Annotated in this window: 19 protein-coding genes; 14 read left to right on the top strand and 5 right to left on the bottom strand. The window is 49.9% G+C overall.

The features are described from left to right. The first annotated feature begins 246 nt into the window (after nt 1-246). Both ACYVFD_RS35125 and ACYVFD_RS35120 read left to right on the top strand, forming a co-directional pair. A complete protein-coding gene (locus ACYVFD_RS35125) occupies nt 247-1,083 on the top strand; it encodes an alpha/beta hydrolase (protein WP_461095297.1) in 837 nt (278 codons plus the stop codon). A gap of 186 nt (nt 1,084-1,269) precedes the next feature. Beyond that, nucleotides 1,270-3,393: a GDSL-type esterase/lipase family protein gene (locus ACYVFD_RS35120; RefSeq protein ID WP_461095296.1), complete on the top strand. Its 2,124-nt coding sequence runs from the start codon at nt 1,270-1,272 to the stop codon at nt 3,391-3,393. Between the two features lie 178 nt (nt 3,394-3,571). Here the strand turns inward: ACYVFD_RS35120 and ACYVFD_RS35115 are convergent, their stop codons facing one another. Then, nucleotides 3,572-4,051, bottom strand: coding sequence for a RidA family protein (locus tag ACYVFD_RS35115; RefSeq protein WP_461095295.1), 480 nt, complete (start codon nt 4,049-4,051; stop codon nt 3,572-3,574). 567 nt (nt 4,052-4,618) lie between these two features. Here ACYVFD_RS35115 and ACYVFD_RS35110 point away from each other — a divergent pair. After that, complete coding sequence (locus tag ACYVFD_RS35110) at nt 4,619-6,757, top strand: alpha-glucuronidase family glycosyl hydrolase (protein WP_461095294.1); 2,139 nt, start codon at nt 4,619-4,621, stop codon at nt 6,755-6,757. Nucleotides 6,758-6,850: 93 nt separating this feature from the next. On the opposite strand, the gene ACYVFD_RS35105 is transcribed toward ACYVFD_RS35110, so the two are convergent. Continuing rightward, on the bottom strand, nt 6,851-8,005 hold the full coding sequence (locus ACYVFD_RS35105) for a pyridoxal phosphate-dependent aminotransferase (protein ID WP_461095293.1): 1,155 nt from the start codon (nt 8,003-8,005) through the stop codon (nt 6,851-6,853). A 527-nt stretch (nt 8,006-8,532) separates the two neighbouring features. Then, nucleotides 8,533-9,573, bottom strand: coding sequence for a glycosyltransferase family 9 protein (locus ACYVFD_RS35100; protein ID WP_461095292.1), 1,041 nt, complete (start codon nt 9,571-9,573; stop codon nt 8,533-8,535). Nucleotides 9,574-9,602: 29 nt separating this feature from the next. Here ACYVFD_RS35100 and ACYVFD_RS35095 point away from each other — a divergent pair, with 29 nt between their 5' ends. The 8 genes from ACYVFD_RS35095 to ACYVFD_RS35060 all read left to right on the top strand — a co-directional run bounded on the left by ACYVFD_RS35095 (nt 9,603) and on the right by ACYVFD_RS35060 (nt 20,908). Continuing rightward, nucleotides 9,603-10,838 carry a M16 family metallopeptidase gene (locus ACYVFD_RS35095; protein ID WP_461095291.1) on the top strand — a complete coding sequence of 412 codons (1,236 nt, stop codon included), beginning with the start codon at nt 9,603-9,605 and terminating at the stop codon, nt 10,836-10,838. Between the two features lie 97 nt (nt 10,839-10,935). Continuing rightward, complete coding sequence (locus ACYVFD_RS35090) at nt 10,936-11,262, top strand: nucleotide pyrophosphohydrolase (protein WP_461095290.1); 327 nt, start codon at nt 10,936-10,938, stop codon at nt 11,260-11,262. A 179-nt stretch (nt 11,263-11,441) separates the two neighbouring features. After that, on the top strand, nt 11,442-12,038 hold the full coding sequence (locus ACYVFD_RS35085; protein ID WP_461095289.1) for an RNA polymerase sigma factor: 597 nt from the start codon (nt 11,442-11,444) through the stop codon (nt 12,036-12,038). A 247-nt stretch (nt 12,039-12,285) separates the two neighbouring features. Next, complete coding sequence (locus ACYVFD_RS35080) at nt 12,286-13,344, top strand: FecR family protein (RefSeq protein ID WP_461095288.1); 1,059 nt, start codon at nt 12,286-12,288, stop codon at nt 13,342-13,344. 51 nt (nt 13,345-13,395) lie between these two features. Continuing rightward, complete coding sequence (locus tag ACYVFD_RS35075; protein ID WP_461095287.1) at nt 13,396-16,857, top strand: SusC/RagA family TonB-linked outer membrane protein; 3,462 nt, start codon at nt 13,396-13,398, stop codon at nt 16,855-16,857. Between the two features lie 29 nt (nt 16,858-16,886). Then, the gene (locus ACYVFD_RS35070) at nt 16,887-18,410 is read left to right on the top strand and encodes a RagB/SusD family nutrient uptake outer membrane protein (protein WP_461095286.1); all 1,524 of its coding nucleotides are present in this window, start codon (nt 16,887-16,889) and stop codon (nt 18,408-18,410) included. 273 nt (nt 18,411-18,683) lie between these two features. Beyond that, the gene (locus ACYVFD_RS35065; RefSeq protein WP_461095285.1) at nt 18,684-19,733 is read left to right on the top strand and encodes a glycoside hydrolase family 43 protein; all 1,050 of its coding nucleotides are present in this window, start codon (nt 18,684-18,686) and stop codon (nt 19,731-19,733) included. Nucleotides 19,734-19,840: 107 nt separating this feature from the next. Further along, a complete protein-coding gene (locus tag ACYVFD_RS35060; RefSeq protein ID WP_461095284.1) occupies nt 19,841-20,908 on the top strand; it encodes a PDDEXK nuclease domain-containing protein in 1,068 nt (355 codons plus the stop codon). Nucleotides 20,909-21,133: 225 nt separating this feature from the next. On the opposite strand, the gene ACYVFD_RS35055 is transcribed toward ACYVFD_RS35060, so the two are convergent. After that, entirely contained in the window at nt 21,134-22,249 is a 1,116-nt protein-coding gene (locus ACYVFD_RS35055; RefSeq protein WP_461095283.1) for a type I restriction endonuclease, read from the bottom strand. A 447-nt stretch (nt 22,250-22,696) separates the two neighbouring features. Beyond that, on the bottom strand, nt 22,697-23,410 hold the full coding sequence (locus tag ACYVFD_RS35050) for a pseudouridine synthase (protein WP_461095282.1): 714 nt from the start codon (nt 23,408-23,410) through the stop codon (nt 22,697-22,699). 59 nt (nt 23,411-23,469) lie between these two features. Between ACYVFD_RS35050 and ACYVFD_RS35045 the strand changes: the two genes are divergently transcribed. The 3 genes from ACYVFD_RS35045 to ACYVFD_RS35035 all read left to right on the top strand — a co-directional run bounded on the left by ACYVFD_RS35045 (nt 23,470) and on the right by ACYVFD_RS35035 (nt 25,722). Further along, a complete protein-coding gene (locus ACYVFD_RS35045) occupies nt 23,470-24,264 on the top strand; it encodes a hypothetical protein (RefSeq protein ID WP_461095281.1) in 795 nt (264 codons plus the stop codon). A 243-nt stretch (nt 24,265-24,507) separates the two neighbouring features. Further along, a complete protein-coding gene (locus tag ACYVFD_RS35040; RefSeq protein WP_461095280.1) occupies nt 24,508-25,281 on the top strand; it encodes a helix-turn-helix domain-containing protein in 774 nt (257 codons plus the stop codon). Between the two features lie 93 nt (nt 25,282-25,374). Continuing rightward, on the top strand, nt 25,375-25,722 hold the full coding sequence (locus tag ACYVFD_RS35035; RefSeq protein WP_461095279.1) for a YciI family protein: 348 nt from the start codon (nt 25,375-25,377) through the stop codon (nt 25,720-25,722). Nucleotides 25,723-25,948 lie beyond the last annotated feature (226 nt).

The following is a 25,948-nucleotide window of genomic DNA, read 5'->3' as shown; positions in this document are numbered from 1 at the left end:
GAAGCATGACAAAAACACGCATTTTTGAATTTCCTTTAAAAGTTTAAACTGCTTCCTTATTTGTCAACTAATCGACCATTTTACCGGATAATTTGTCTGAAAATTTTACAAATTATCCGGTAAAACGACTGGAAACTTGACATCTTGGCTGTCTATAGGTTTGGTAATCGTGAATCAGTATGGGTAGGTTCAGCCGACTCGTTTCTTAACAAGCGTAGTTGCTTTTCTTGTTTAAACCAGTACTTCATGACCTTCTTTCGTTCGCTACTTATTCTTAGTTTTTTATCCCTGGGCAGCTATTGTCTGGCGGCTCAGATTGATACGGTGGATACCTACAGTCCATCAATGAAAAAGACCATCAAGGCCGTTGTGATGACGCCCGATTCGTATACCGTCGGAACCGAGTTTCCAGTCGTCTATTTGCTGCATGGCTACAGCGGCAACTACAGCGACTGGGCTAAAAAATCACCGAATATGGCCCAGCTTGTCGAACGAAACCAGGTGATTGTCGTTTGTCCCGATGGCGCATTCGGTAGTTGGTACTGGGATAGTCCCGCCGATCCGTCGTTTAAGTATGAAACCTACGTAGCCAGCGAGTTGGTGCCCTGGGTTGATAGTCATTACAAAACCATCAAAAGCCGTCAGGGGCGGGGCATAACGGGCCTGAGCATGGGCGGTCATGGCGCTCTGTATCTGTCTTTGCGCCACCAGGATGTATTTGGGGTAGCAGGCAGTATGAGTGGTGGCGTCGATATTCGACCATTTCCGAACAACTGGGACATGGCCAAACGGCTGGGTACCTATGCGCAGTTCCCCGACCGATGGGAGCAGAATACGGTCATAAATTTACTCCATTTGCTTACCCCTAATTCACTGTCGCTGATTATCGATTGTGGTAGCGAAGACTTCTTTTTCCGGGTCAATAACAACCTGCATGAGAAACTACTGGAGCGAAACATCCCACATGATTACATCACCCGACCCGGTGGCCACAACTGGACTTACTGGACCAATGCCATCACGTACCAGTTGCTGTTCATGCGCCAGTATTTCGACAAGCAAAACACGGCAAGTACTCGTTGAAGCAACTCGTCCACTGATCGTCCGCGATACAATCGCGGATGGGCGAGAATCGCGTCTGTGACGCGAAAGACAGGCGATCTGTATATTGTCGCGTCACAGACGCGGACCTCACCCATCCGCGATGTAATCGCGGACAAACTGCTTTCCATTCTTCTTTCGATATTGAGCCGTTAATCACTCTTTACTATGCGCTTTTCGCTCTCGTTAGCTTTTTTACTGGTTCTCTCATTTACGGTTCGAGCCCAGAAAGTTGTTCGGATTGCCTGTGTGGGCAACAGCATTACATATGGGGCTGGACTGACGCATCGGGAGCAGAACTCATTTCCGGCTCAACTCCAGTATCTGCTTGGCTCGGGTTATGAGGTCATGAATTTTGGCGTCAGCGGACGAACGGTACTTCGGGAGACAACAGCACCTTATACGTCAACCGACAAATACCAGGAAGCCTTGAAAAGCAACCCTGATATTGTACTCATCAAGCTGGGAACGAATGACAGCCGATTACCTTACCGATTGAAGATCGACCAGTTTATTCCCGATTACAAAGCACTGGTTCAATCCTTTAAAGACCTGCCGACCCACCCCCGCATTGTGCTCTTGCTGCCGGTCGCTTCCTTTCTGACCGATACGACTCGCCAGACCGAAGCCGCTATTAAAAAGCACATCCTGCCCCGAATTCGGCAGGTGGCCTTTGAGGAGAAGCTGGAATTGGTCGATCTGCATTCGCTGACCCTGGAAGATAGCCTGTTATTTCCGGATAAACTCCACCCGGCTTCGCTGGTGATGACCCGCATTGCCCGTCGGTTGTACGAAGTGGTTACGACGAAAGCCCAGCCTGATTTCGACATTTTCCGGAAGATCAAAGAGCCCAAAAAAATAACGTCGTTTTATGGCTACGACTGTGCCGACTTTACCTTCGAAGGGCGGGCCTGTAAGGTGGTTAAACCGAGAATTGTAGCGAAAGATAAGCCTTGGATCTGGCGGGCGCGTTTTTGGGGGCATGAGCCGCAAACCGACATCGCCCTGCTCGACCACGGCTTTCATCTGGTCTACTGCGATGTGGCCGAACTCTTTGGCAATGCCGAAGCCATTGGGCTCTGGAACAAATTTTACCGATACATGCATAAAGCTGGACTGGCCGATAAAGTTGCGCTGGAAGGCTTGAGCCGGGGCGGTGTCTATGCCTATAACTGGGCTATCGAAAACCCGAAGAAAGTAGCTTGCGTGTATGTGGACGCGCCGGTACTGGACCTGGAAAGCTGGCCGGGTGGTAAAGGAAAAAGCAAGGGGAGCCCCAGCGACTGGGAGATTTTCAAGAAAGACTACGGCCTGAAATCAGAAGAAGAAGCCCTTCAGTTTAAAGGTAATCCGCTCGATAGGGTTCCCGAGATTGTCAAAGGTAACTTTCCGATGCTGCACGTGGTGGGTGATGCCGACGATGCTGTACCCGTCAGCGAGAATACCGAACCGTTTGAAAAGCAGGCGCTGGCACTCGGTGGTCGGATTACCGTCATCCATAAGCCGGGCGTTAACCATCATCCACATAGTCTGCCGAATCCGTCGCCCATTGTTGATTTTATTCTGAAAGCATCGGGGCAGTATCCACACTATGCGCTGATGGCTATGCCGGGTTCAGAGTATCGGTCGGCTGGTGGGTGGAAACCGGGTAATGACTGGTGGGACAACTACAGCAATATTCAGCAAACGCTCGACAGCGTAGGTAAGCTTGATATTTTGCTGATGGGCAACTCCATTACGCAGGCTATCGGCAAGCGCAGTTTAGTTGTTCATCATGCTGGTCAGGCTCCGTTCGACAGTGCGCTGGCGGGGTATCGATACGGCGTCGCGGCTATTTCGGGCGATAAAACACAGCACCTGCTCTGGCGTGTCGAAAACCTGGACTTTACCAAAGCCAATCCGGCACTGGTTGTCGTTACCATTGGCGTCAATAACTTCCGGGAAGACGAAGCTGAAGACATTACCGCTGGGATCGGTGCCATTCTGAAAGCCCTCCGTCGGAAACTACCACAGGCGAAGCTGGTGCTGGTTGGGCCCTTGCCCGCTGGTACAACTGCCGACGACGACAAACGAAAAAAATATACGGTAGTCCATCAGCAGATTCAGCCATTCGTCGACAACAAAACCGTTTTCTTCTGCGACCCATCAGCAGCCTTGATTGATGCCAACACGGGCAACCTGGTCTCTGGCGCTTACTCGGGCGATGGCATCCATCTAGCCAGAAAAGGCTATACAATTTGGGCTACGACACTACGTCAGACGATTGACAAGATCGGATTGTCACGTCATTAATTGGGAGAGGTCTCACAAGGTTTAGTAAGTATAAGGCTCGTCCGCGATTGTATCGCGGATGGATGAGGTCCGCGTCTGTGACGCGATGCTACATGAATTGACTGTCCTGCGCGTCGCAGACGCGAACCTCGCGCATCCGCGATGCAATCGCGGACGAGCCGTGAGCCGTAATCGCCTACTATTTCGCTTTGCCCTTCAGCGGAGCGTAGGCAATGCAATCCACTTCGAGGGCGGCACCTAAGGCCAGTCCGTTGGCTCCAAAGGCACTACGAGCCGGGAAATGCCCTTCTTTAAAGTAGCCCCGGTAGATGGTGTTGAAATCCGGCCATTTGGCCATATCGCCAATCATCACCGTACATTTTACGACGTCGGCCGTGGTCAGTCCCTGCTCTTTCAAAGCCGCGACGATATTGTCCATGGTTTGTCTCGATTGCGCTTCAAAGCCGTCGGCTAGTTTACCGTCGGCCTTAACGCCGATCTGCCCGGATATGTAGACGAAATCACCGGCTCGCATGGCGCGTGAGAACGGATACGAGGGGGTTTGCTGACCGGGTCTGTCAGCCATTCCTTCGGTCAGTTTGGTAAGGTTGGCTGGAAGCGTGGCTGAGAGGAGAAGGGTTAAGCCGCTTACGGCAAGAGTGTAGAGTACTTTTTTCATGGTTGTCATTGGGCTGTGTTAACGAATTGATTAGTAGTTGACTTTTGTAAAAATAACAGCCAGGCCGAAGATGCCTACTGCGCAAAAAAATTATTGACCGGAAGGGTACGAAATGGCTAAATCAGCCTATTACATACAGGTTAGCAGTGACCGGCACAATTACGGTTTTCTGAAATACTGTTTATCATAGGTTGGTTTGGTGAAGGTCTCTGGCTCTGTCGGAGACCTTACTTGTTTTTAGAGGCCATAAGACTGAAATGGGTGTCGGTTCATCAAGCTGGCTTAGTGAGGTTTTGAGAAACCTCGCTGTGTCGGTTGTTAGCAACCGACACCACAAAACCGTGGCACGGCTGATTTCATCCCAGATCATAAGATGTCTGTAACAGCCGTGCCACGGTTCAGCGAGCAGCCTCTAGCGCGATTCAATGCCAAAAATGATTCCGTGCTGAGTAGATTTTTAGCGTCAAACCAGTTTAAAATTAAAGTTTCGATCCGCGAGGGTATGGTTTCGGTAAATGTGCATACTCATGTTCAGATTAGGTAGCTTGTAGAAAGCTGATAAACAGAATGACAAAGACGTATAAACGAATTAGTGTAACCCTTCTGATAGCCCTGGCTTCGGTACTAAAGGGTTTTGCCAACGACCCAGCTTATGCCGATGGCTATCGACTGTGGCTAAAATATGATCTCATCAACGACGTAGCAAAGCGTCAGATGTATGCACAAACGGCCCAATATATAGCCACAAAAGCGGCTAGTCCTATTCTGAAATCAGCCGCCGACGAATTACAGATGGGCTTGCAGGGCTTGTTAGGGAAAACAGTTCCCATTGTTGGCAGTGCTGGCAGCCGGACAGGCGGTATTATTTTATCAGTAAATGCAACAGATGCTGCTGTACAATCCCTAAACAAAGAAGGCTACCGGATTGAGTCGAAAGGGGGTAATCTAATTATCTCCGGCAAGTCGGACGCTGGCGTGTTGTACGGTGCGTTTGTGCTATTGCGGCAGATGCAGACCCTTCAGCCAATTCAAAATATGTCGTTGATGAGTAACCCGAAGGTTGAATTTCGAATGCTCAATCACTGGGATAATGTGGATGGCTCTATTGAGCGGGGGTATGCGGGTTCGTCGCTCTGGAAATGGTATGAACTGCCCGAGCGCATCGACCCGCGCTATCGGGATTATGCGCGTGCCAATGCATCCATTGGCATCAACGGTACGGTGGTGAACAACGTAAATGCCAGTGCCCGGTTCATGACGACCGAGTACATCGAGAAAGTGGCGGCCTTGGCCAACGTGTTTCGGCCGTATGGTATTCGGTTGTACTTGTCAGTTTACTTTGCCGCTCCTAAAACCCTGGGTGGCCTGAAAACCTCCGACCCGCTCGACCCGCAGGTACGCCAGTGGTGGGCCGATAAAGTGAAGGATATCTATAAAGTTATTCCCGATTTTGGCGGTTTTCTGGTCAAAGCCAACTCCGAAGGGGAGCCCGGCCCGCAGGATTATGGTCGTACGCATGCCGATGGGGCTAACATGCTGGCTGAAGCTCTGAAACCATACGATGGCGTGGTGATCTGGCGAGCGTTCGTTTACAAAGCCGACCCCAAAGCCGATCGATTCAAAGCAGCCTACGAAGAGTTTGTTCCTCTGGATGGCCAGTTCGACAAAAAAGTGATTGTACAGGTAAAAAACGGCCCTATCGATTTCCAACCGCGTGAACCCTTCTCCCCTTTGTTCGGCAATATGCCCAAAACACCGTTAGGGATGGAATTCCAGTTGACGCAGGAGTACCTGGGCTTTGCTACGCATCTGGTCTACGAAGCACCCCTGTTTAAAGAATGTCTGGAGGCCGACACGTATGTGAACGGCAAAGGTTCTACCGTGGCGAAGGTAGTGGATGGAAGCTTGCACGGCTATTCGATGAGTGTGATGGCAGGTGTTGCCAATACGGGCTCGAACCTGAACTGGACGGGGCACCCGATGGCGCAAGCCAACTGGTATGCCTTTGGACGGTTGGCCTGGGATCATACGTTATCGTCGGAAGCCATTGCCAACGAGTGGGTGGCCATGACGCTGACGCACGAACCGCAGGCTACCAAACGGATTGTGAACCTGATGCAAAAATCGCGGGATATTTACGTCAATTACAATACACCAATGGGGCTTTCGCGGCCCTGGACGGGCGTTCACTTTGCCCCCGAACCCTGGCAAGCCCGAAGCCCACGGCCTGACTGGACCGCCGTTTATTACCACCGAGCCGATTCCAATGGCGTTGGCTTCGACCGGACCACTTCGGGAAGCCGGGCACTGGAGCAATACCGACCCGAGGTGCAGCAGCAGTGGAGCAATCCCGAAACCTGTCCCATTTCCTACTTACTCTGGTTTCATCATGTACCCTGGACTAAAAAGCTGTCGACTGGTCGAACCCTGTGGGATGAACTCTGTACGCATTTTTACACCGGAGCCGATTCGGTACGGTGGATGCAGCAGGAATGGGCACAGGTCAAAAATGTGGTCGCCCCCGAAACATTTACCGATGTAGCTTCCCGACTGACTACCCAACAAAAAGAAGCAATCTGGTGGCGCGATGCCTGGGTACTTTACCTGCAAACATTCTCAAAACAACCCATTCCAGCCCCGTTCAAACAACCCGACCGAACCCTGGACGAGGTCAAACAGTCAGTGAATGTGTACCTATTAAGGTAATGATAGAATGATTGAATTGTTGAATGATTGAATAAGCTGGCGCAAGCTATTTTATTCAATCATTCTATCATTAAAAAAGAGGAAGGTTGAACGTTACGAAATTAGTTTCAGCGCATCGGCGAAGGCTTTCATCTGGTCCATCGTGCCGAGACTAACGCGGCACCAGTACTGACCATCGAACTTCCACTGGCGGATGCTCACGCCCTGGTCCATCATGCGGGTTACGAAATCTTCGCCCTTCATACGGATGGGGAACATTACGAAGTTAGCGCCCGATGGCAGTGGTTCGTAGTTAGTTTGTTTCAGAATACCCAACAGAAAATCTTTCGATTCTTTCGCTTTGCCGAGCGAGTAGTTGATGAACTCTTTATCCTGTAAACTGACCATAGCTGCTCGCAGGGTCGTCATGCTGATGCAACCACCGCCCGTAGCAAACTTGCTGATTTCTTCCAGCAATTCCGGTTTGGCGATCATATAGCCCGTACGCAATCCAGCAAAGCCGTGGACTTTTGAGAAGGTTTTGGTGATGATCACATTGTGGCCTTTTTTCACCATATCGACCATCGAATACGCTTTCGGATCGGGTGTGTAGTCGATGTAGGCTTCATCGACGAGGATCGGGGTTTTGGCACCTACCGATTCGCAGAACGCCCGCAGTTTGGATGGATCGACGATAATAGCCGTCGGGTTGTTGGGGTTGCAGAGATACACCATACCCGTCTGTGCATTCACCCGTTCGTTCAGTTTGTTCAGGTTGATGTCGTAGCCATCAGCCGCCACCAGCGGAACCCGATCAATGGTGACATTATGTTTCATGGCCGCGCGGGGAAGCTGGTCGAACGTCGGATCAGGCGCTACAATGGTCCGTCCGGCCGGTCCGCCGACGCGGTTGGGTCGATAAGCCGCCCAGAGCGCAGCGGCTGTCAGCAACTCGCCCGAACCGGCACCCAGCAGCACATATTCTTCGGGTACACCTTCGGTATCGGCAACCAGTTTCCGGAATTTGCGGGCATGCTCCATCGCGTAGAGATAGCCGTCGGGAGCCGCTTCGGTAATGGTCTTGAGCACTTTCGGCGATGGGCCATACGGGTTTTCATTCGCTGACAATCGAGCTTTCAGAGGGCCTTTCGGGGCTTTGTAGCCCAGGGGGATTTCTTGTTCCGGTTCGCAAAAGGCGGCAGGAGCGGCAGTCAGACTAAGGCCAGACAATAGGCTGGCCCGGAGCCAGTCTCGACGGTTGATAGACATAAGATAAGTTCGGTCTTAATGCGTCAATGAACGGATGAAGGCAGTAGAATTAATGCTAGACAATATCTTGTTTCGCTGTATCGGATGCTAATAAGTCAAAAATAGGTTCTAATGGCATGTGTTTCAAATATTATTTTTGTTTTTTATTATTTTATCGTATAATCTTCTATTTAATGCAATAAATTAAAAATAAAATATAATGAATGGTTGCTGATGCGAGCAAGTTAGGCTTAAACGGAAGCTGTTCGTTGAATTTCAAGACGTTATGAACCTAAATCATTAGGTTGCTCAAGCTTGCTTATTGTGTATGACCCCGATGGGACGGTAAATGAGTACTTAAGTGGAAATAGTTTTAAAGTATGCTTGCAAGGCCGTTTCTGTCATCCCGAGGAACGAGGGATCTTCGGAGAGGACATAAAAGGTAATCTCCGAAGATCCCTCGTTCCTCGGGATGACAGAAAATTTTCACGACCCCACTTATAAAAATTAGCCTAGTCGTTTACTGTTAAAAAACTTTACCAACTGTGTCACCAACTTAACTTCGTCAATTCGTCTAGCTGAATGCCCCAGGCACAGCGGAAATGGCCTAACGGACAAGCGGTTCGACCGTGTAAGTTACAGGGTTTACATTCCAGAGGCTCTGGCGTTTGTACGACCCGCGATACATCGGCCAACGGACCAAAGCCAAACTCCGGTACGGTCGAACAGAAAATCGCCGTGGTGGGTGCATTCATGGAGGAACAAAGGTGCAACGGAGCCGAGTCGTTTACATAATTCATCATGGCCCCCTGCTGCAAGGCTGCCGATTGGAGCAAACTTAGTTTTCCGGCCAGGTTCACCACTTTTCGTGTTTCACCGGCCGATACCCGAATGGCGTCGCAGGCCTGTACATCTGTAGGCGCGCCCAACAGGTAAATGGTCAGGTCGTTCGGTAAAGCGTTGATTAACTCGTTCCATCGTTTGGACGGATACTGCTTCGTAAACCAGACCGACATCGGAGCCATACAGGTGTAAGGTTCTGCCTGATACGAGCGAACAGCGGCATAATCGGCCTCGGATGGATATAACTTTGGGCGGGCAGGCAACTGACGGCCTGGTGCGTGCGACTGAAAAGCAGGAACGGACTGTAGGGCCGTAAGCAAGCCCGTATTTCGATCCACTTCGTGAACACCCGACTCAAAACGGTGCTCGACCCGATGGGTAAAAAAGCGGGCGAATGGATTTTTATCAAAGCCGATGGTAATACCTGCGCCCGATAAGGCCGTCAGTAAACCCATAGACCCGTAGCGTTGCAGATTCAGTACCGCATCATATTTCCTGCCCCGAATGATGCCCAACAGTCGCCATAAATCTCGATATTTGGAGCCCTTTTTGTGCCAGATCAGCACCTCGTTCAGAAATGGATGATTGGCCAGCAGCATCTCATTACCTTTGCGAACGAGCACATCCAGGACAGCCTCGGGGTAAGTTGCATGAAGTTGTTCGAGCAAAGCGGTTGCCAGAATCACATCGCCGATGAAAGCAGTTTGAATAATCAGGAACCGGGGTGGAGTTGTTGCGGTTATCATTAGTACGCTTAAGGCGTAAAAATTTTAGAATGGAAGATTACCAGGTTTATACACTGCCCAACGGAATTCGGATTGCGCACAAACAAATACCACATACGCAGATTGCCCATTGTGGCATTATGCTCGACATCGGAAGCCGCGATGAGCAACCTCACCAGCAGGGGCTGGCCCATTTCTGGGAACACATGGCCTTCAAAGGTACGGAGAAACGAAAATCCTACCACATCATCACCCGTCTGGAAACGGTGGGTGGGGAACTAAATGCCTATACGACCAAAGAAAAAGTCTGTTTTCACGCGTCGGTGCTGGATGCACACTTTGAAAAAGCGGCCGAACTACTGGCCGATATTACCTTTCACTCGGTTTTCCCGGAGAAACAGATCGAGCGTGAGCGTGGGGTGATTCTGGAGGAAATGGCCATGTATTACGACTCGCCCGAAGATGCTATTCAGGACGATTTCGACGAACTCGTCTTCCCGAACCACGCCCTGGGCGGCAACATTCTGGGGACAACTGAAACCGTAGCGTCGTTTCGTCGGGAGGATCTCCAGCGGTTTATTGCTGAGAATTACGACACCAGCCGGATTGTATTTTCGTCGGTCAGTAAATTGCCGTTTAAGCAGGTGGTAAAAGTGGCCGAGAAGTACTTCCTTGATGTGCCTGCCCAGCATACGACCCGCCATCGTAAAACTCCAACCGGTTATGTCCCCCGCCAGACCCGTGTGGAGCGCCCCATTACGCAGGCACAGTGTGCGCTGGGCCGCCCCGCCTATGGACTGGCGGATGCCCGACGGCTACCCTTCTTTATGCTGATCAACCTGTTGGGTGGCCCCGGCATGAATTCGCGACTAAACCTGAATTTGCGGGAGAAATACGGACTCGTGTACTCGATTGATGCCTCCTATACGCCTTATCTGGACACGGGTTTTCTGGGTATCTACTTTGGCACCGATCCTAAAAAAGTAGACAAGGCACACGCGTTGATCATGAAAGAATTGAAACGCCTTCGTGATCAACCACTAACGACCTTGCAACTTCATCAGACGAAAGAGCAACTGATCGGGCAACTGGCCATGGCCGAAGAAAGCAACAACAGCTTTATGCTGATGATGGCCAAAAGCCTGCTCGACATCGACCGGGTAGAAGCGCTGACCGATATTTTCAACGACATCAACGCCGTTTCCTCCGAACAGCTACAAACCCTGGCGCAGGAAGCCTTCGACGAAAGTCAATTCAGCTCGCTGACCTTTATGCCGGAAAAATAAAGGATTGTTACACAGAGATGCACGGAGTAAAAAGAGATACACAGAGTTCTCAGCGCATCTCTTTTTACTCCGTGCATCTCTGTGTAGTAGCCAAGTTATGACCATTAAAGACGCCCAAACAACTGTCGACGAGTGGATTAAAACCGTTGGCGTTCGGTATTTCAATGAACTGACCAATTTGGCTATGCTGACCGAAGAGGTCGGTGAAGTGGCCCGGATCATTGCCCGTCGGTATGGTGAACAGTCGGAGAAAGAGTCGGATAAACAGAAGGATCTGGGCGACGAAATGGCCGATGTGCTGTGGGTACTCATCTGCCTCGCCAACCAGACCGGCATCGACCTCACCGAAGCCTTTCAGAAGAATCTGGATAAAAAGAACATCCGCGATGCCACTCGGCACCTGAACAACGAAAAGCTGAAATAATTCGCCGGTACGATCAGGACTACTTCGTTTTAAGCCGTGCCACGGTTCCCAAATGCGTATGCAAACTGTGGCACAGCTTAAAACGAAAGATAGCAGTATACGCAGAAATAGTAGCAGGAAAGCACTAAGGGTATGCCTGAAATTGCATAGCTTTAACCATCCATTCGGATATAGTGACAATGGATTCGGGACTCAACTACGATCAGGCGACAGATGCCCAGCTTTGGGACGACTTTCTGCACGGCAGTAAGGCCGCTTATTCGTTTATGTACGAAAAGTACGCCCGAGTCCTGTACAACTATGGCTACAAGATTGCCCAGGATCGCCAGTTGACCGAAGATTGTCTGCAAGACCTGTTTCTGACCATTCTGGAAACGCGCGAACGACTGGGGCAAACCGATTCCATAAAATTTTACCTGATGCGTTCGCTCCGGCGCGACCTGGTTCGGAAGATCAACGAACGTCACCGATTTCAGTCGGGCCACGAAGACGAGATCGATTTTAAAGTCGAATTTCACTACGAACCTACCTGGCTCGATTCGCAGATCAGTCGGGAGCAGTCCGAGGCCGTTCTGCGCGAGCTGAATCACCTGCCTGCCCGGCAAAAAGAAGCCCTGTTCCTGAAGTTTTTCGACAACCTAAGCTACGAAGAGATTGCCGGTATCATGGGCATCGAAACCACCTCGGCCTACAAAGTTATCTACAAAGCTATTGCCTCTCTCCAGAAACGAATGCCAGCCGATCTACTGGTCCTGTTGAGCTTTGTTCTTAGTTGATTGGTGGCGTCGGTTATAAGTAACCGACGATCAAGGTTTCTCGAAACGAACGTATTGCTGTTGGCTGGGTTTTGAGAAACCTCACCCATCAGATTTGAGAATCTGACGCCACAAGCGGATACTGCTACTGTCTGACGAATAACGACTTCTGGCTACTCTGTCATTTTTCTGATAAAAAATTTTCACTTTCCGAGGGATAATTCGGCGATCCGCTTTCTTCTGGTGGTAAATAGACCATTTCCATCGCATGGCGCAGCCTTACCAGAATTATACTCTTCGCGATTTTGTGCTTGACGATGCGTTCCGCCGATGGGTGTTTCAGCCCGACGAGCAGAACATGACGTTCTGGCACACCTACATGCTCCGGAATCCCGAACAGCAGGCACTGATCGATGAAGCGACCTCACTGTTGCTGCACCTCAACGCCCGGTACGACGACCTGACCGAGGCCAGCCAGCAGCGTATCTGGCAGGTGCTGGAGCAGGCATTTGACGACCAATTGGTTACGGAGTCGGTTGTGGTGCCCCTCTCGCGCTGGCAACGGTTCAGAACGGCTTACCCGGCTGCCATCTGGCAGGTAGCAGCTTCACTGACGGGTGTCCTGCTGATAGCGGGCGGAGTTATTTACTACCAGTTACAGCCAAAGCAGCAGAGTATTCATACCGCTTTTGGCGAAAACCGGAGTGTGACGCTTCCCGATGGTTCGACCGTGTTGCTGAACGGCAATTCGACACTTACCTATACCGATCGATGGACCGACGACAAACCACGGGAAGTCTGGCTCGATGGGGAAGGGTTTTTTAAGGTCACGAAAAAGCAGGCACCCGATGGCCGTATCAAGTTCGTGACCCACACACCTAATCTGGACATTACGGTTCTCGGAACGCAATTCAACGTCAATACCCGGCGGGGCAGTACAGCCGTTACGCTGGTTGAAGGACGGGTACAGCTCACCAAGCCAACGGAGCATAGCGGGAAGATTATTGATATGAAGCCCGGTCAGTTTGCGTCCATACAGCCCAACATCGAAAAGGTAGAAGTGCGCGACGAAAAACCCCAGATGCATACGTCCTGGATAGCTCATCAGTTCGTTTTTGACAACACAGCCCTTCGCGAGATTGCCCAGCAGTTGCACGACACCTACGGACTGGATGTGGTCTTTGAAGACAGCGACCTGGCTAACCGTCGGTTTACGGGTAACCTCTCGAATCAGAGCATCGAAACGCTGCTGACAACCCTTTCGCTCACATTTGATCTCAACGTTCAACGTAATGGCGACCAGATCAGTTTACGCCATAATCCCTGATTTTACTATGGAGTTCCTGAACATGACAAAGCCTATTATTCTGTATAACCTATGAAAAATCAGTACATTACCCTTTCGATGCTGTTGGTCGGGGTCTATACGCTGCCGCAACCTTCCGTTGCGCAGCTATTGACCCGCGCCCAACCTCTGAGTGCCAGTACGGCCAGTCGTCAACAGCCGTCGGTACTCGACGTACCGACCAGCCAACGGTCTCACCGGACTCGTTCACTCAAGAAAGTCCTGAGCGAACTGGAACGGCGGTTCAATGTCAATTTTGCCTACGATGAACAATTGATGGCTACCCGGCAGTCGGAACTGGATATTGATGGCCTGTCGCTCGATCAGGCACTGATCCAACTATCCGAATCGCAGGGATTACGTTACCGCAAGGTCAATTCGACACTCATCGCGATTCAGGCATTACCTGTAAAAAACGCCGGAGCCGGACTCCCGGCCGAACCAACCAAAACGCTCGTAAACGACCCGATTGACGTTGCTACAACCGTTGAAGAGGCTCCCCAAATCCGGCGGATTACAGGCCAGATTACCGACGAAAACAATCAGGGCTTACCAGGCGCTAACATCATCGAGACAGGAACTACCAACGGAACCAGTTCGGATGCGGACGGGAATTTCATCCTGAATGTCAGCGACGGGGCCACAACCCTAACCGTTTCGAGTGTTGGGTATGCCCGGCAGGTAGTACCGATTAGCAGCAATTCGGTCGTGAATGTAAAGCTCGTTCCTGACGACCGAACGCTGAACGAAGTGGTGGTAATCGGTTATCAGACCGTCCGAAAACGCGATGTGACCGGGGCCAACGACGTCATCAGTTCCACTCAGGCGGCTAAGGTAACGGCCAACTCACTGGCCGAGTCGATTCAGGGCTTATCGCCCGGTGTGACAGTTCGGAATACGGGTGTACCGGGTCAGCAGGCATCGATTCAGATTCGCGGGGTAGCCAGCTTTTTGAATACCGATCCGTTATATGTGATCGATGGCATGATTGCCGACGCCAACCCAACCATCAATACGGATGATATTGAAAGTATTCAAGTCCTGAAAGATGCATCGGCAGCGGCTATCTACGGGTCACGGGCGGCCAATGGCGTGGTGATTATCACGACCAAACAGGGGAAAGAAGGGCCGATTAAAGTCTCTTTTTCGGGTAAATACGGCATTCAACAGGTCTATAAACGATGGAACCTGACCGATGCAGCCGGTTTTGCGTCTCTCCAACGGCAGCAGTATCAGAATGCCGGACAGACCCCACCCGCCAGTGTAGCTACCGGAACATTCAATCCGAATATCAATACCGACTGGCAGGATCAGGTGCTGCGGACGGGCAGCTTGCAGGATTATAACCTGACCTTATCGGGCGGTAGCAAAACGGGTACGTATCTGATTTCGGGGAGCTATTTCAATAATAAAGGCTATGTTACTGGCAGTGGTTTCGAGCGGGCCAGCTTGCGGATCAACACTCGTAGTGAGATCGGGCGGTTTACATTTGGCGAAAATGCCGTACTGACCAACTCCAATATAGAGAACTTCCCGGCGGGTAACCCGATCTACGACATGGCCGGTATGCTGCCGGTGATCCCGGTTCAGGACCCACGGTATGTTAATGCGAGTAATCCGGGCGGGTACGGTATCGGCACGAACCCCGATGCGGTAACCTACTACTACAATCCGGTAGCCGTTCGGGATTTGGCCAGCAACAAGAGCAACTTTGCCAAGATGGTGGGCAATGCCTATCTGGACATCAAACTGACCGACTGGCTGACCTACCGGGCCAATGCGGGTCTGGAAGTTAGTTTCGACTATACCCAGAACCTTCGGAAGCTCGGGACCTACCAGTATAGTGCTTCGCCGGTGCCAAGCTCGGTCAGCGAAGATCGGTCGCGCTACCTGAGCTTATTGTTCGAGCATACGCTGAACTTCAACAAAACGGTTGGCCTGCACAGCATCAACGGCGTACTGGGGATTAGCCAGCAAACGACTCGTCGGGATATTACCTCGGGCTCACGCACCAATCTGGGCTTTGCGGGTGGCCAGTACTTCACGACGATTAATGCCGCCACGGGTATCTCGAACTCCGCCGGAAGCACCCCCGACGACTACCGGATACTGGGCTACATTGGCCGGGTCAACTATGCCTACAACGACAAGTACCTATTGACGCTGACCGGCCGGGTCGATCAGGATTCGCGGTTTGGCTCTAATTACCGAACAGGTTTCTTCCCGTCTATCGCGGGAGCCTGGCGTATCAGTCAGGAGAAATTCTTCCACGTCGACTGGATTTCCGATCTGAAATTGAATGCGTCGTATGGTAAACTGGGCATTGTAGTACCAACACTGGGTTCGTTCCCTTATACAGCCTTTATCAACAGTAATCCCCGCGCTATTTTCGGTGTTGATCAAACTCCCAACGTGGGCGCCTATCAGGCCCAGTTAGCTAACCCCGATCTGCGCTGGGAAGAACGCATTCAGCAGAACTACGGCGTATCGGCCAGTTTCCTCAACAACCGCATCACGACCGAAATCAACGTGTATAACTCGTTATCGAACGATGCCATCCTGAACCTGGCCGTACCGGGTTATCTGGGTAATCTACGCGGCAACCCCTATGTCAACACCGCATCGATCCGAAACAAAGGGGTTGAGTTTTCGGCTACCTATCGCAACAACGAGCACAAGCTGAAGTGGGATGTGTCGGGCAATTTCACCACGATTAAAAACCGGGTCGAAAACGTAGGGAATCAGGGACAGAACATCAACTACATCCAGAGTGGCAACACCCGTTCGCAGGTGGGCTTACCCGTAGGGCAATGGTACGTACTGAAAACGGCCGGGATTTTCCAGAGCCAGGAAGAGATCAACAACTATAAAGGTCCCAATGGCAAACCCATTCAGCCGTTTGCCAAACCCGGCGATATTAAATACATAGACACCAACGGCGATGGACAGATCACCCAGAACGATGACCGTCAATTTGTATCGTCGCCCTGGCCCAAGCTACAGGCGGGTGCTCAGTTCAATGCCTCTTATGGTCAGTTTAGTCTGAACGTTCAGTTGACGGGCGTGTTTGGCTACACAGTGTATAACGACGTGCGTCGCAGTCTGGATACCTATCAGTTAACCAACTTCCGTCGGGATGTGAGTCCGTGGTCGTCAGGCAATACGGCTACCAGCGATCCACGTCTGGGTCTGGAAGCGGGCGATCAGGGCATTATCTCCAACAATTTCGCCTATAGTGATCGTTGGCTGGAGAATGCGTCATACGTGCGAATGCGCAACATCGAGATCGGGTACACGCTTCCCAAGGCATTCCTTAGCCGGATCAACGTACGCAATGCCCGCGCATTCATCAGTGGACAAAATCTATTTACGATCACGGGGTACAAAGGGCTTGATCCGGACGTAACGGGCGCGAATATTCAGGAACGGGGTGTCGATAATGGGCACTGGCCGTCACCCCGCGTGACATCGATTGGGCTTACCTGTGATTTCTAATGCCAACGTATTTAGTTCTGAAACCAATTATGAAACATACATTCATTTCGCTGGCTATTGTCGCTGTGGGTTTACTAACCGGCTGCGACCGGAGTTTAGATATTGTGAACCCCAACCAGGTGACGACCCAGTCGTTCTGGAAAACGGGCGATGATGCCCTGGCTGGGGTCAACGCCGTGTACAGCACTACGCACCGGGGGGGCATTTCCCGCTGGATGCCGTTTTATTACATCATCCATTCCGACGAAGGACGTAGCCAGAGTCCGGCTACCGATATTGTCAACAACATGGATCAGTTTCTGGTCACCGATTACAATTACGGAAACGCCTACAGTATCTGGAACGACAACTACATCGGGATTAACCGGGCTAACCAGGTGATTGAAAATGTCCCGAATATCCAGATGGACGCGACCCTGCGAAACCGGTATCTGGGCGAAGCCAAATTTATGCGGGCCATGTTCTATTATCACCTGGTAACGCTCTGGGGGAATGTGCCGCTGGTGCTCCAAACACCGGTTGTGGGCGATAAACCGGGTTCGGCTACCATTGCGCAGGTGTGGGCGCAAATTGAAAAAGACCTGACCGAAGCAGCCGCCGTGTTGCCGAATACCTATGGCTCTGCCGATCTGGGCCGGGCAACTAAAGGAGCCGCTTATGCTTTGCTGGCACGGGCGCAGATGCAGCAACGAAAATATACCGAAGCACTGACTCCGCTACAATGGCTGGTGGAAGGCGAGGGCAAAAGCGTGTATGCGCTGATGCCCAACTATCGGGACAATTTCCTGATCACGACCGAAAACAACAAAGAGTCGATATTTGAGTGGCAATTTCAGATGAACCCGTCCGAATACACCGACGACGATACGGAAACACCCAACCAGAACTATGGTACCTCGCTGGCGCAGTTTTTCGGCCCTAGTGGCATCGGCTGGTCGGATGGGGAAGCGCAGCGCTGGCCAACGCGTGAGTTCTACGAAAAAACCACAACGGGTGGTCGTGACCCTCGTCTGGAAGCCTCGTTCCTGTTCGATTCGACCGACGTTCGGGGACCGGATTTTACGATGATCTACGGCCAGACCTTTACGCAACGCTATGGACGGGATAATAAGCGGGTTTGGTTCAGGAAGTTTCAGAACGATCACTGGAAAAATGAAGAGGGCTATCGATCTCCCAACAACTGGCGGTATATACGCTATGCCGATGTGTTGCTGATGTATGCCGAAGCGCTGAACGCCACCGGTAAAACGACGCAAGCCTATACCTATGTGGATCAGGTTCGTCAGCGGGCAGGTCTGCCTACGCTCACGATGGCTAAACCGGGCCTTACCCAGGATCAGTTTCTGGCTCAGTTGAAACACGAGCGCGTCACCGAACTTTCGGGCGAAGGCACCCGCTGGAACGACCTTGCCCGCTGGGGTGACCTGGGGACACAAATTGCCACCCGAGACGCAGCATTCTCCACGTTTGTGAAAGGCAAAAGCGAACTATTGCCCATTCCACAACTGGACCGGGACCTGAATCCAAATCTGGTTCAGAACCCGAATTATTAATAAGTGCTCAAGTATAAATAGTTAAGAGTACCCTATAAAAGCATTTTTGTCATGCTGACGAAGGAAGCATCTTCGTAGATATCCTTTTATCTTACCTACGAAGATGCTTCCTTCGTCAGCATGACAAAAAATAACTTAATGCGCTTTCAATGAACTGCGAGGACGCGAAGACGCAAAGAATCGACCATTCCTTGCGTCTTCGCGTCCTCGCAGTTCAAAAAAGGCAGAATCCTCCCAGAGCAGCCTTGGGGCCGCTATTCTTATTTCCACTCAATGATGAAAACTACGCTGTTTCTTCTCCTGATTGTTCTGTACGGCTGTAAGTCGTCCGATAAACCCACGCCGAACCCTCCCGTAACGGCGGTTGATACCGTTGGTAAATTCCAGAATCCACTCCTGACCTCAGCCCCCGATCCGTGGGTGACCGTTAAAGATAGGTTTTACTACGTTATGCACACAACAGGCAATAGTCTTCGGATTTACAAGACGCAGGCTTTGAGTCGACTAAATCAGGCAAGGCCCGTAACGGTCTGGACACCACCCGCCACCGGTCCCAACTCACGCGACATCTGGGCGCCTGAACTACATTTCATCAACGGGAAATGGTATATCTACTACACGGCCGACAACAATGGCGTCGATGCAACCCACCGGATGTTCGTGCTCGAAAACAGCTCGGCCGACCCGACACAGGGCACCTGGACAGACCGGGGCCAACTCAACCTACCCGATAACAAATGGGCTATTGATGGGACTATTCTGCAACTGAACGGCAAGCTATACATGGCCTGGTCGGGTTGGGAGACTGACCTCGGTGGTTCACAGAACATTTATCTGGCCAGCCTTACCAATCCATACACCGTAAGTAGTACATCCCGAATTCGCGTATCAACACCGGACTATGCCTGGGAGAAACAGGGCTTCGGCGTGAATGAAGGCCCTGAATTTTTAGTACACAATGCGAAAGTATTTCTGATTTACTCAGCCAGTTATTGCGGTACGGATTTATACGCCTTAGGCCAACTCTCCGCCGACACCAGCGCCAACTTACTTGACACAAAAGCCTGGGCAAAAGCCGCCAACCCCGTTTTCGGTCCCAACGGCGGAAACGGGGCCTACGGCGTCGGGCACAATAGTTTCTTCACAACGCCCGATGGGTCACAGAACTGGCTCGTCTACCATGCCAACGCCGGACCGGGTCAGGGCTGTGGCGATCAACGCTCGATGCGAATACAACCCTTCACCTGGAAAGCCGACGGCTCCCCCGATTTCGGCTCCCCAACACCCCTCACGGATTGGATCAAACGCCCGAGTGGTGATTAAGGGTTTTATTTAATTAGAGCTGAGTGTTTGTAAATATTATATGTATTTATAATTATGCTAATAGTATATTTATCGTTGCTAATAAAAGCTTAGATAAAGATGCTATTATGGTAAAAGATGATTCGTCAGAACAGTATGGGCTATTACTTCAGGATATTAATCGCCAGATAAGGGAGAGCCGCTATCGGGCCGCTAGACTGGTTAATCGTGAGTTATTGAGGCTCTATTACGAAGTCGGTAAACGGATATCTGAAAAAATTGCTGCTGAAAAGTGGGGAGCTAAAGTAATAAATCAACTCTCCATCGACTTGCAGAAGCAGTGGCCAGGATTAAGAGGATTCTCAGCCACTAACCTCAAAAATATGCGGCAATTCGCCGAAGTTTATAGCCAATTAGGTTTTGCGGCAGTACAGAACCCAATTGGCCAGTTGTTAACTGGCCAATTAGATGAAGAGAGACTCAACGTTTTCTTAAGTGTCAGTTTCACGCATCACATCCTGCTCCTTAACCGTTGTTCGGATTGGGATGAACGATGGTTTTATATGCAAAAAGCGGTTGATCGGCAATGGACCGTTGAGATGCTCGACTGGCACATTAAGGTGAAGGCTTATCAAAAACGAGACCAAACATTACCGAATAATTTTAATACAACGTTACCCGAGACCATCCACGACACGGCCTTGCAAGCGTTCAAAGATGAATATCTCCTCGACTTCATTAATGTAGAAACCGACGATGAACGGGTTGTCGAGAAAGGCATTGTGCAGAACATTAAAGAATTTATACTAAAAGCGGGTAAAGGCTTTGCGTTCATCGGCAATCAGCACCGATTGCTAGTGGATGATGAGGAGTTTTTTGTAGACTTGCTGTTTTATAACAGGCAATTGAAGTGCCTGGTTGCGGTTGAACTGAAGAAAGGCAAATTCAAACCCAGTTACGCCGGACAACTCAATTTTTACCTGAACGTATTGAACGATCAGGAACGACTTCCCGACGAAAATTCTGCTGTTGGCATTGTGCTTTGCAAGGAGAAGAATGACAAGATCGTTGAGTACGCCTTCCAGTCTATCGACAACCCAATGGGCGTAGCAATATATCAACTCAGTTCAGACTTACCCGATCACCTGCGCAACGTATTGCCTGATCCTGACACTCTTAAAAAGCTTCTCAACTAACTTCTCCTATCATGCATCATGAAGTATAGCTGAAAATTTTATACGACAATTTTTCGAGGATATCGATTAACAGATATTTGGTTGATTATCTAGTTCTTACTGATAATTCAGTCAAAGTCAGTGCTGATTTACAAAGCTCAGCTTATAATCATTAATACTTAGAAATTGTATTATAAAGTCCTACGCAGGCTATCCTGTCGATCGTCAATAAGTTGCTTGGATAGGTTAAATTGTGCCCGCAGAAATATCAATTTGCAGGGCTTCTTTTGGATAGCCCATCGTGTTGAGAATTTGATAAACCAATTGGACGATGTTATTGGCACTCAGATTCGTTTCGTAGTAGAGATCTGTGCCAGAGATTTGTATAGCCTGCCTCAATAAACTTTTATCGGTGGTGAAATAAGGCCGTTTTTTGCCAACCAGTGCCGTAAGATTTTTCAAGTTGTCGGGGTGCTTCTGGGCGATAAGTTGAACAAAAGTTTTTAATAAATTCGCCCAGTTTGAAACTGGGTATTCGTTGCCATCAACTCGAAACGCGGTTGGCTTGCTGTACTCGAAAGACAGAAATTTAGTCTCTATTTTTGGCGGGGCTGGCGCAGCGTAGACAACTTTTGGCATGTCTTTTTTAACCCTGGCCGGTTTTGCTGAAGAAGGAGTTGATGGTAACGAAGTGTTGCCGGAAATATCTTTCAAAAACTGAATGACCACTGTTGGTTCCGGTTTGTAGCCGCTTAGTTTTTCAACGGCTTCTGCCACAACGTCGGTCAGTAATTCATCGTTTTCGGCCAGCAGTTTGCGCCATGCTCTGGGTAGTGTTTGCTCGATTACTTCCTTCCGTTGCCGACTGGAATAAACGTTCTCCGCATTCGATACGGCCTGACCGCTGACCACGGCTGTCTTAGCTAGGAAAGACACTAGTTTTTCGGCAATGTCGGCCGACGCCTGACTTTGTATGTCAATTGTGTAAAAGCGTCGCTGTTCCCAGCTACCCTCGTGCAATGGCAGGTAAAACCACCAGATGGTGCCGTTCGTGAGAATCGCCAGCTTTACCCCGTGTTTAAAGGCATACTGGAGTAATTGCTCTTGGTGTTTATCCAAATCCTCGCCTAGTTTTTTTACCTCAACAAACACTTTGTTGCGATTATCAACACGCAGTGAATAGTCAACTCGGCCGTTCTGAACGCTGAATTCAGGATATACTTCCTGCACGTCGAACGGATTCCAGCCCAGCTTTTGAAACACTGGCAGAATAAAACCTTGTTTTGTGGCTTCTTCACTTTGCTGCGGTAGCGAACCGGTTATTTTTTTTGTTTCGATGTAGCTTTGTAAATCTGCCTGCATGGTGTAGGTTTAGAACTAACGAATAGTCGAAAAGTCAAAGGTAACAATAGATAAATCGGCTGCTTGTTTTGTGCAAAAAACAGCTAGTCGGGTCGTATGCAAGTACCTTAGCCGGTCACGCATTCATGCGCATGATCTTCCAAAATATCAATTTCCTAAAGACCTGAGATAGCTAATAGATATTCTACTAATTAAGGTATTTTTCTATTCTTTTACTTTAGTGCTATAATACATTTAGAGGTGAGTTTGGAAAACTACTCTGTTCAGTAACAGTCGAAATAATTAAAGTTAATTGGCAAGAAAAATAGAATCCATTGACTGTTTGACAAGAAAATATCGGTATACGGAATCAGCCTTATTTTAGGTGTATTGGGTGTACACCGAATGACCGTAGCTAGTTATGTTAAACAGCAGGGAATTTGTGAAAATAGTGGTATAAAAAGCTAATCAATTCCCAAACAACTCCCTCTTCATCCGCTCAAATTCTGCTTGCCAGGGGGCTGAAATCGTAATCTGTTCCGACGTTACAGGGTGAGTAAACGCAAGCTGTTGGGCGTGGAGGAGCATGGTGTTCATCTGAAAATGCTCCAGAAAAAGCTTATTCTGTTTGTTGCAGCCATGCGGGCGGTCGCCGATGATGGGATGGAGGATATGGGCCATGTGCTTGCGCAGTTGATGCATCCGGCCAGTGGTTGGGGTTAGTTCGACCAGCGAATAACGGGACGTAGCATGTTTGCCAAACGGTAGGGGAATTTCGGTGCGTTGAAGCGTTTTGATGTGGGTCACGGCGTCCTGAACTACGCCCGTTTCATCGTTTCGTAACGCATAATCGATGGTCTGTTCATCGGGTGAGTAGCCGCGCACAATCGCCAGATATGTTTTCTGAACACCACCCTCGGCAAAGAGGGTTTGCATGGCGGAATTCATGGATTCGGTTAGCGCAAATAACAGCACACCCCCGGTTTTACGGTCCAGTCGATGTACGGGATACACGCGCTGGCCCAATTGATCGCGTAGGAGTTGAACGGCAAACTCACTGGCATCACTCGCAATTGGCGACCGATGGACCAGTAATCCATGCGGCTTGTTGATCGCTACCAGATCGGTCGATTGATAGAGAATGGAAAGTGGGAGCGATTTGGATGGACTCGTATCAGGCATATGTGGAGAAATAACGGCTGACTTGTAACTTACCGCCGTTTCTATCGAACCTCAAAACTATGCGATTTTATCCAGTACTGGGTATACTGATCTGTCTGACTTTCCCTTTAATTGGTCGGGCACAGAAGGCTTCTGAAATCCGACGGTTCCAACTCAAGCAGGTGCAACAGGGCGTAGCGGTCGATCAAACACATTTCTATGTCATCAACAACCATTCGCTGACCAAACATGCGAAAGTCGATGGCAAACAGGTGGCAGCCTGGGAAGATACGACCGGCTTACTCAAACACATGAACAGTGGGGTTGTGATCGGGCAAAAACTGTACTGTACGCACTCCAATTACCCGGATGTTCCGATGGCTAGCTCGATCGAGATTTTCGATACCCGTACACTGAAGCACATTGGGAATCATAGTTTTGGGTTGTTTCCGGGTTCGGTGACCTGGGCTGATTTTTATCAGGGGCATTGGTGGGTCGCCTTTGCTAATTACTCGAACAAAGCCATGGCTGAGGGGCGCGATAATCGGTGGACAACGTTAGTTAAGTTCACCTCAACCTGGCAGCAGGTGGAAGCCTGGGCGTTTCCTGCCAATGTATTACAGAGCTTTTCGCCTTACAGTACGTCGGGCGGAACCTGGAGCAACGATGGCTTCATCTATTGCACCGGTCATGACAAGCCGGAGTTATATGTGCTCAAATTGCCCGAGCGCGGCCACACGTTGCACTACGTGAAAACCATTCCGACCCTCAGTGAAGGACAGGCGTTTGCGATTGACCGAAGCGTAAAAAATAAGGTGATCCTGTATGGCATTACGCGAAACGATAATTATGTGGTCGTTTCGACACTAGAGTGACATTCTGGTTAATCCTAAAGCTGTTTAGCCTTTTACTATAGTAGTTTTTTTGTCCTCCCGACGCAGGAGGGATCTTCGGTGACTGACTATTCAATGGGCTCATCCGAAGATCCCTCCTGCGTCGGGAGGACAAAAAATGCCCATTAGGACTCGGTTAGGTGAAGTTTAAAATAGCTTCCCTGGTTGAATGAAATAGTCTCAAAATCTGTTGCAGGGAGTGGTTAGTTTCGTAAATCTCCTTACATGAATACCGAGCTATTTCTCCCCACGTTCCAATTGAATCACCTGGTAAAACGGTTTATGATCATTGAAAGTAATCTGGGGATGGTCAATAAAATTCTACCCGCCACGTCGGTGGTGATGGCCTTTCGGTATAGAGGAGGAGTAAGCTATGCTTCCGATAATAGCGATACCCGTTTACCGACATCGGTCATTACGGGCCTTCGAAATACGACCCGATTGGTAAACTACGCTAGCGAAACGGCTAATCTGCTGGTCATTTTTCAGGAAGGTAGGGCGGCTGCACTGTTGCGTGAGCCGATCCACGAACTATTCGGCTTAAACGTGTCGCTCGATATATTATTTCCTCAACAAACAATCCGCGATGTGGAAGACCAACTGGCCGAAGCAAAAAGCAACCAACAGCGAGTGTCTATTGTGGAGAAATTTCTGATTCGTCGAATGACTGGTGTTCCGACCGATCCGCTTGTTTCGAATGCGATTCAGAACATTCAGCAGACCAACGGGACTATGCGTATAAAAGAACTACTGGCTGACTTACCTATCAGTCGCGATCCGTTCGAAAAACGGTTTCGTCGACTGGTAGGAACCTCACCCAAGCAGTTTTCTGAAATTGTTCGCTTCCGGCATATTATCAGCAAATACTCACCAGAAACAAGCCTGACCGACACGGCCTATGCGGCTGGCTACTTCGATCAGGCACATTTTATCAACGATTTTAAGTCGTTTACCGGGCAGGCCCCGCAGCAATTTTTCAAGGCGGGTCGCTACTGGTAAATCAATGATTTTTTACAATTCCAGCACGGGTCGCCGGAGTAGTTTTGCCATGTCAGACGCGGGATGCGTTGCCCTAACAAAACAATGACGATCATGAAAGAATATGTGTTTTTAGTGCAGTTTGGCCTTCAACAGACGTTAACCCCGGAACAGCAAAAGCAAAATTCTGCCGATTGGGGGAAGTTAATTCAACACTGGACCGAACAGGGTGTATTTGTTGGCAGTAGCCTTATCAACCAGCCGGGGGTTGTCATTTCGGGACCAGAGCGGACGGTTTCGCAGGGGTATCTGCCTAATGCAGATTTTCGGGTCGTAAGCGCGATTCGGGTCATGGCCGCCGACCTGAACGAAGCCGTTGAGATGGCAAAATCCTGCCCGATTCTGGCCTATCAGGGTAAAATAGAAGTTCGGGAAGTGCAAGCAAGACCCGTTCTTGCTTAGTTAATTCGTGTCATTTGTCAATGCTGATTGGTCTTCTAATTACCACTGACTAATGACATTGTAATCTAAATTTTCTGTCGCTCCGGCGGCCCGGTTGTTCATCGGAATGAACCTGTTTAAACTTTTTCAATTTCGTTAAAGCTGGGTCGCTTTTTTGTCATGCTGAGGAACGAATCGGACCGCCGAAGCGGCATCTTCGGTAACTACAAGAATACTGCTACCAAAG

The organism is Spirosoma gilvum (assembly GCF_054776815.1).
Note: the sequence above shows the minus strand (reverse complement) of the source record. Positions and strands in the feature narration are given on the sequence as shown.

What these genes read in the sequence shown, in the direction of transcription:
- ACYVFD_RS35120 (WP_461095296.1), top strand. Translation starts at nt 1,270, where the DNA reads ATGCGCTTTTCGCTCTCGTTAGCTTTTTTACTGGTTCTCTCATTTACG.
- ACYVFD_RS35110 (WP_461095294.1), top strand. Translation starts at nt 4,619, where the DNA reads ATGACAAAGACGTATAAACGAATTAGTGTAACCCTTCTGATAGCCCTG.
- ACYVFD_RS35045 (WP_461095281.1), top strand. Translation starts at nt 23,470, where the DNA reads ATGCGATTTTATCCAGTACTGGGTATACTGATCTGTCTGACTTTCCCT.
- ACYVFD_RS35075 (WP_461095287.1), top strand. Translation starts at nt 13,396, where the DNA reads ATGAAAAATCAGTACATTACCCTTTCGATGCTGTTGGTCGGGGTCTAT.
- ACYVFD_RS35125 (WP_461095297.1), top strand. Translation starts at nt 247, where the DNA reads ATGACCTTCTTTCGTTCGCTACTTATTCTTAGTTTTTTATCCCTGGGC.
- ACYVFD_RS35035 (WP_461095279.1), top strand. Translation starts at nt 25,375, where the DNA reads ATGAAAGAATATGTGTTTTTAGTGCAGTTTGGCCTTCAACAGACGTTA.
- ACYVFD_RS35115 (WP_461095295.1), bottom strand. Translation starts at nt 4,051, where the DNA reads ATGAAAAAAGTACTCTACACTCTTGCCGTAAGCGGCTTAACCCTTCTC.
- ACYVFD_RS35085 (WP_461095289.1), top strand. Translation starts at nt 11,442, where the DNA reads ATGGATTCGGGACTCAACTACGATCAGGCGACAGATGCCCAGCTTTGG.
- ACYVFD_RS35050 (WP_461095282.1), bottom strand. Translation starts at nt 23,410, where the DNA reads ATGCCTGATACGAGTCCATCCAAATCGCTCCCACTTTCCATTCTCTAT.
- ACYVFD_RS35095 (WP_461095291.1), top strand. Translation starts at nt 9,603, where the DNA reads ATGGAAGATTACCAGGTTTATACACTGCCCAACGGAATTCGGATTGCG.
- ACYVFD_RS35070 (WP_461095286.1), top strand. Translation starts at nt 16,887, where the DNA reads ATGAAACATACATTCATTTCGCTGGCTATTGTCGCTGTGGGTTTACTA.
- ACYVFD_RS35040 (WP_461095280.1), top strand. Translation starts at nt 24,508, where the DNA reads ATGAATACCGAGCTATTTCTCCCCACGTTCCAATTGAATCACCTGGTA.
- ACYVFD_RS35090 (WP_461095290.1), top strand. Translation starts at nt 10,936, where the DNA reads ATGACCATTAAAGACGCCCAAACAACTGTCGACGAGTGGATTAAAACC.
- ACYVFD_RS35100 (WP_461095292.1), bottom strand. Translation starts at nt 9,573, where the DNA reads ATGATAACCGCAACAACTCCACCCCGGTTCCTGATTATTCAAACTGCT.
- ACYVFD_RS35065 (WP_461095285.1), top strand. Translation starts at nt 18,684, where the DNA reads ATGATGAAAACTACGCTGTTTCTTCTCCTGATTGTTCTGTACGGCTGT.
- ACYVFD_RS35105 (WP_461095293.1), bottom strand. Translation starts at nt 8,005, where the DNA reads ATGTCTATCAACCGTCGAGACTGGCTCCGGGCCAGCCTATTGTCTGGC.
- ACYVFD_RS35055 (WP_461095283.1), bottom strand. Translation starts at nt 22,249, where the DNA reads ATGCAGGCAGATTTACAAAGCTACATCGAAACAAAAAAAATAACCGGT.
- ACYVFD_RS35060 (WP_461095284.1), top strand. Translation starts at nt 19,841, where the DNA reads ATGGTAAAAGATGATTCGTCAGAACAGTATGGGCTATTACTTCAGGAT.
- ACYVFD_RS35080 (WP_461095288.1), top strand. Translation starts at nt 12,286, where the DNA reads ATGGCGCAGCCTTACCAGAATTATACTCTTCGCGATTTTGTGCTTGAC.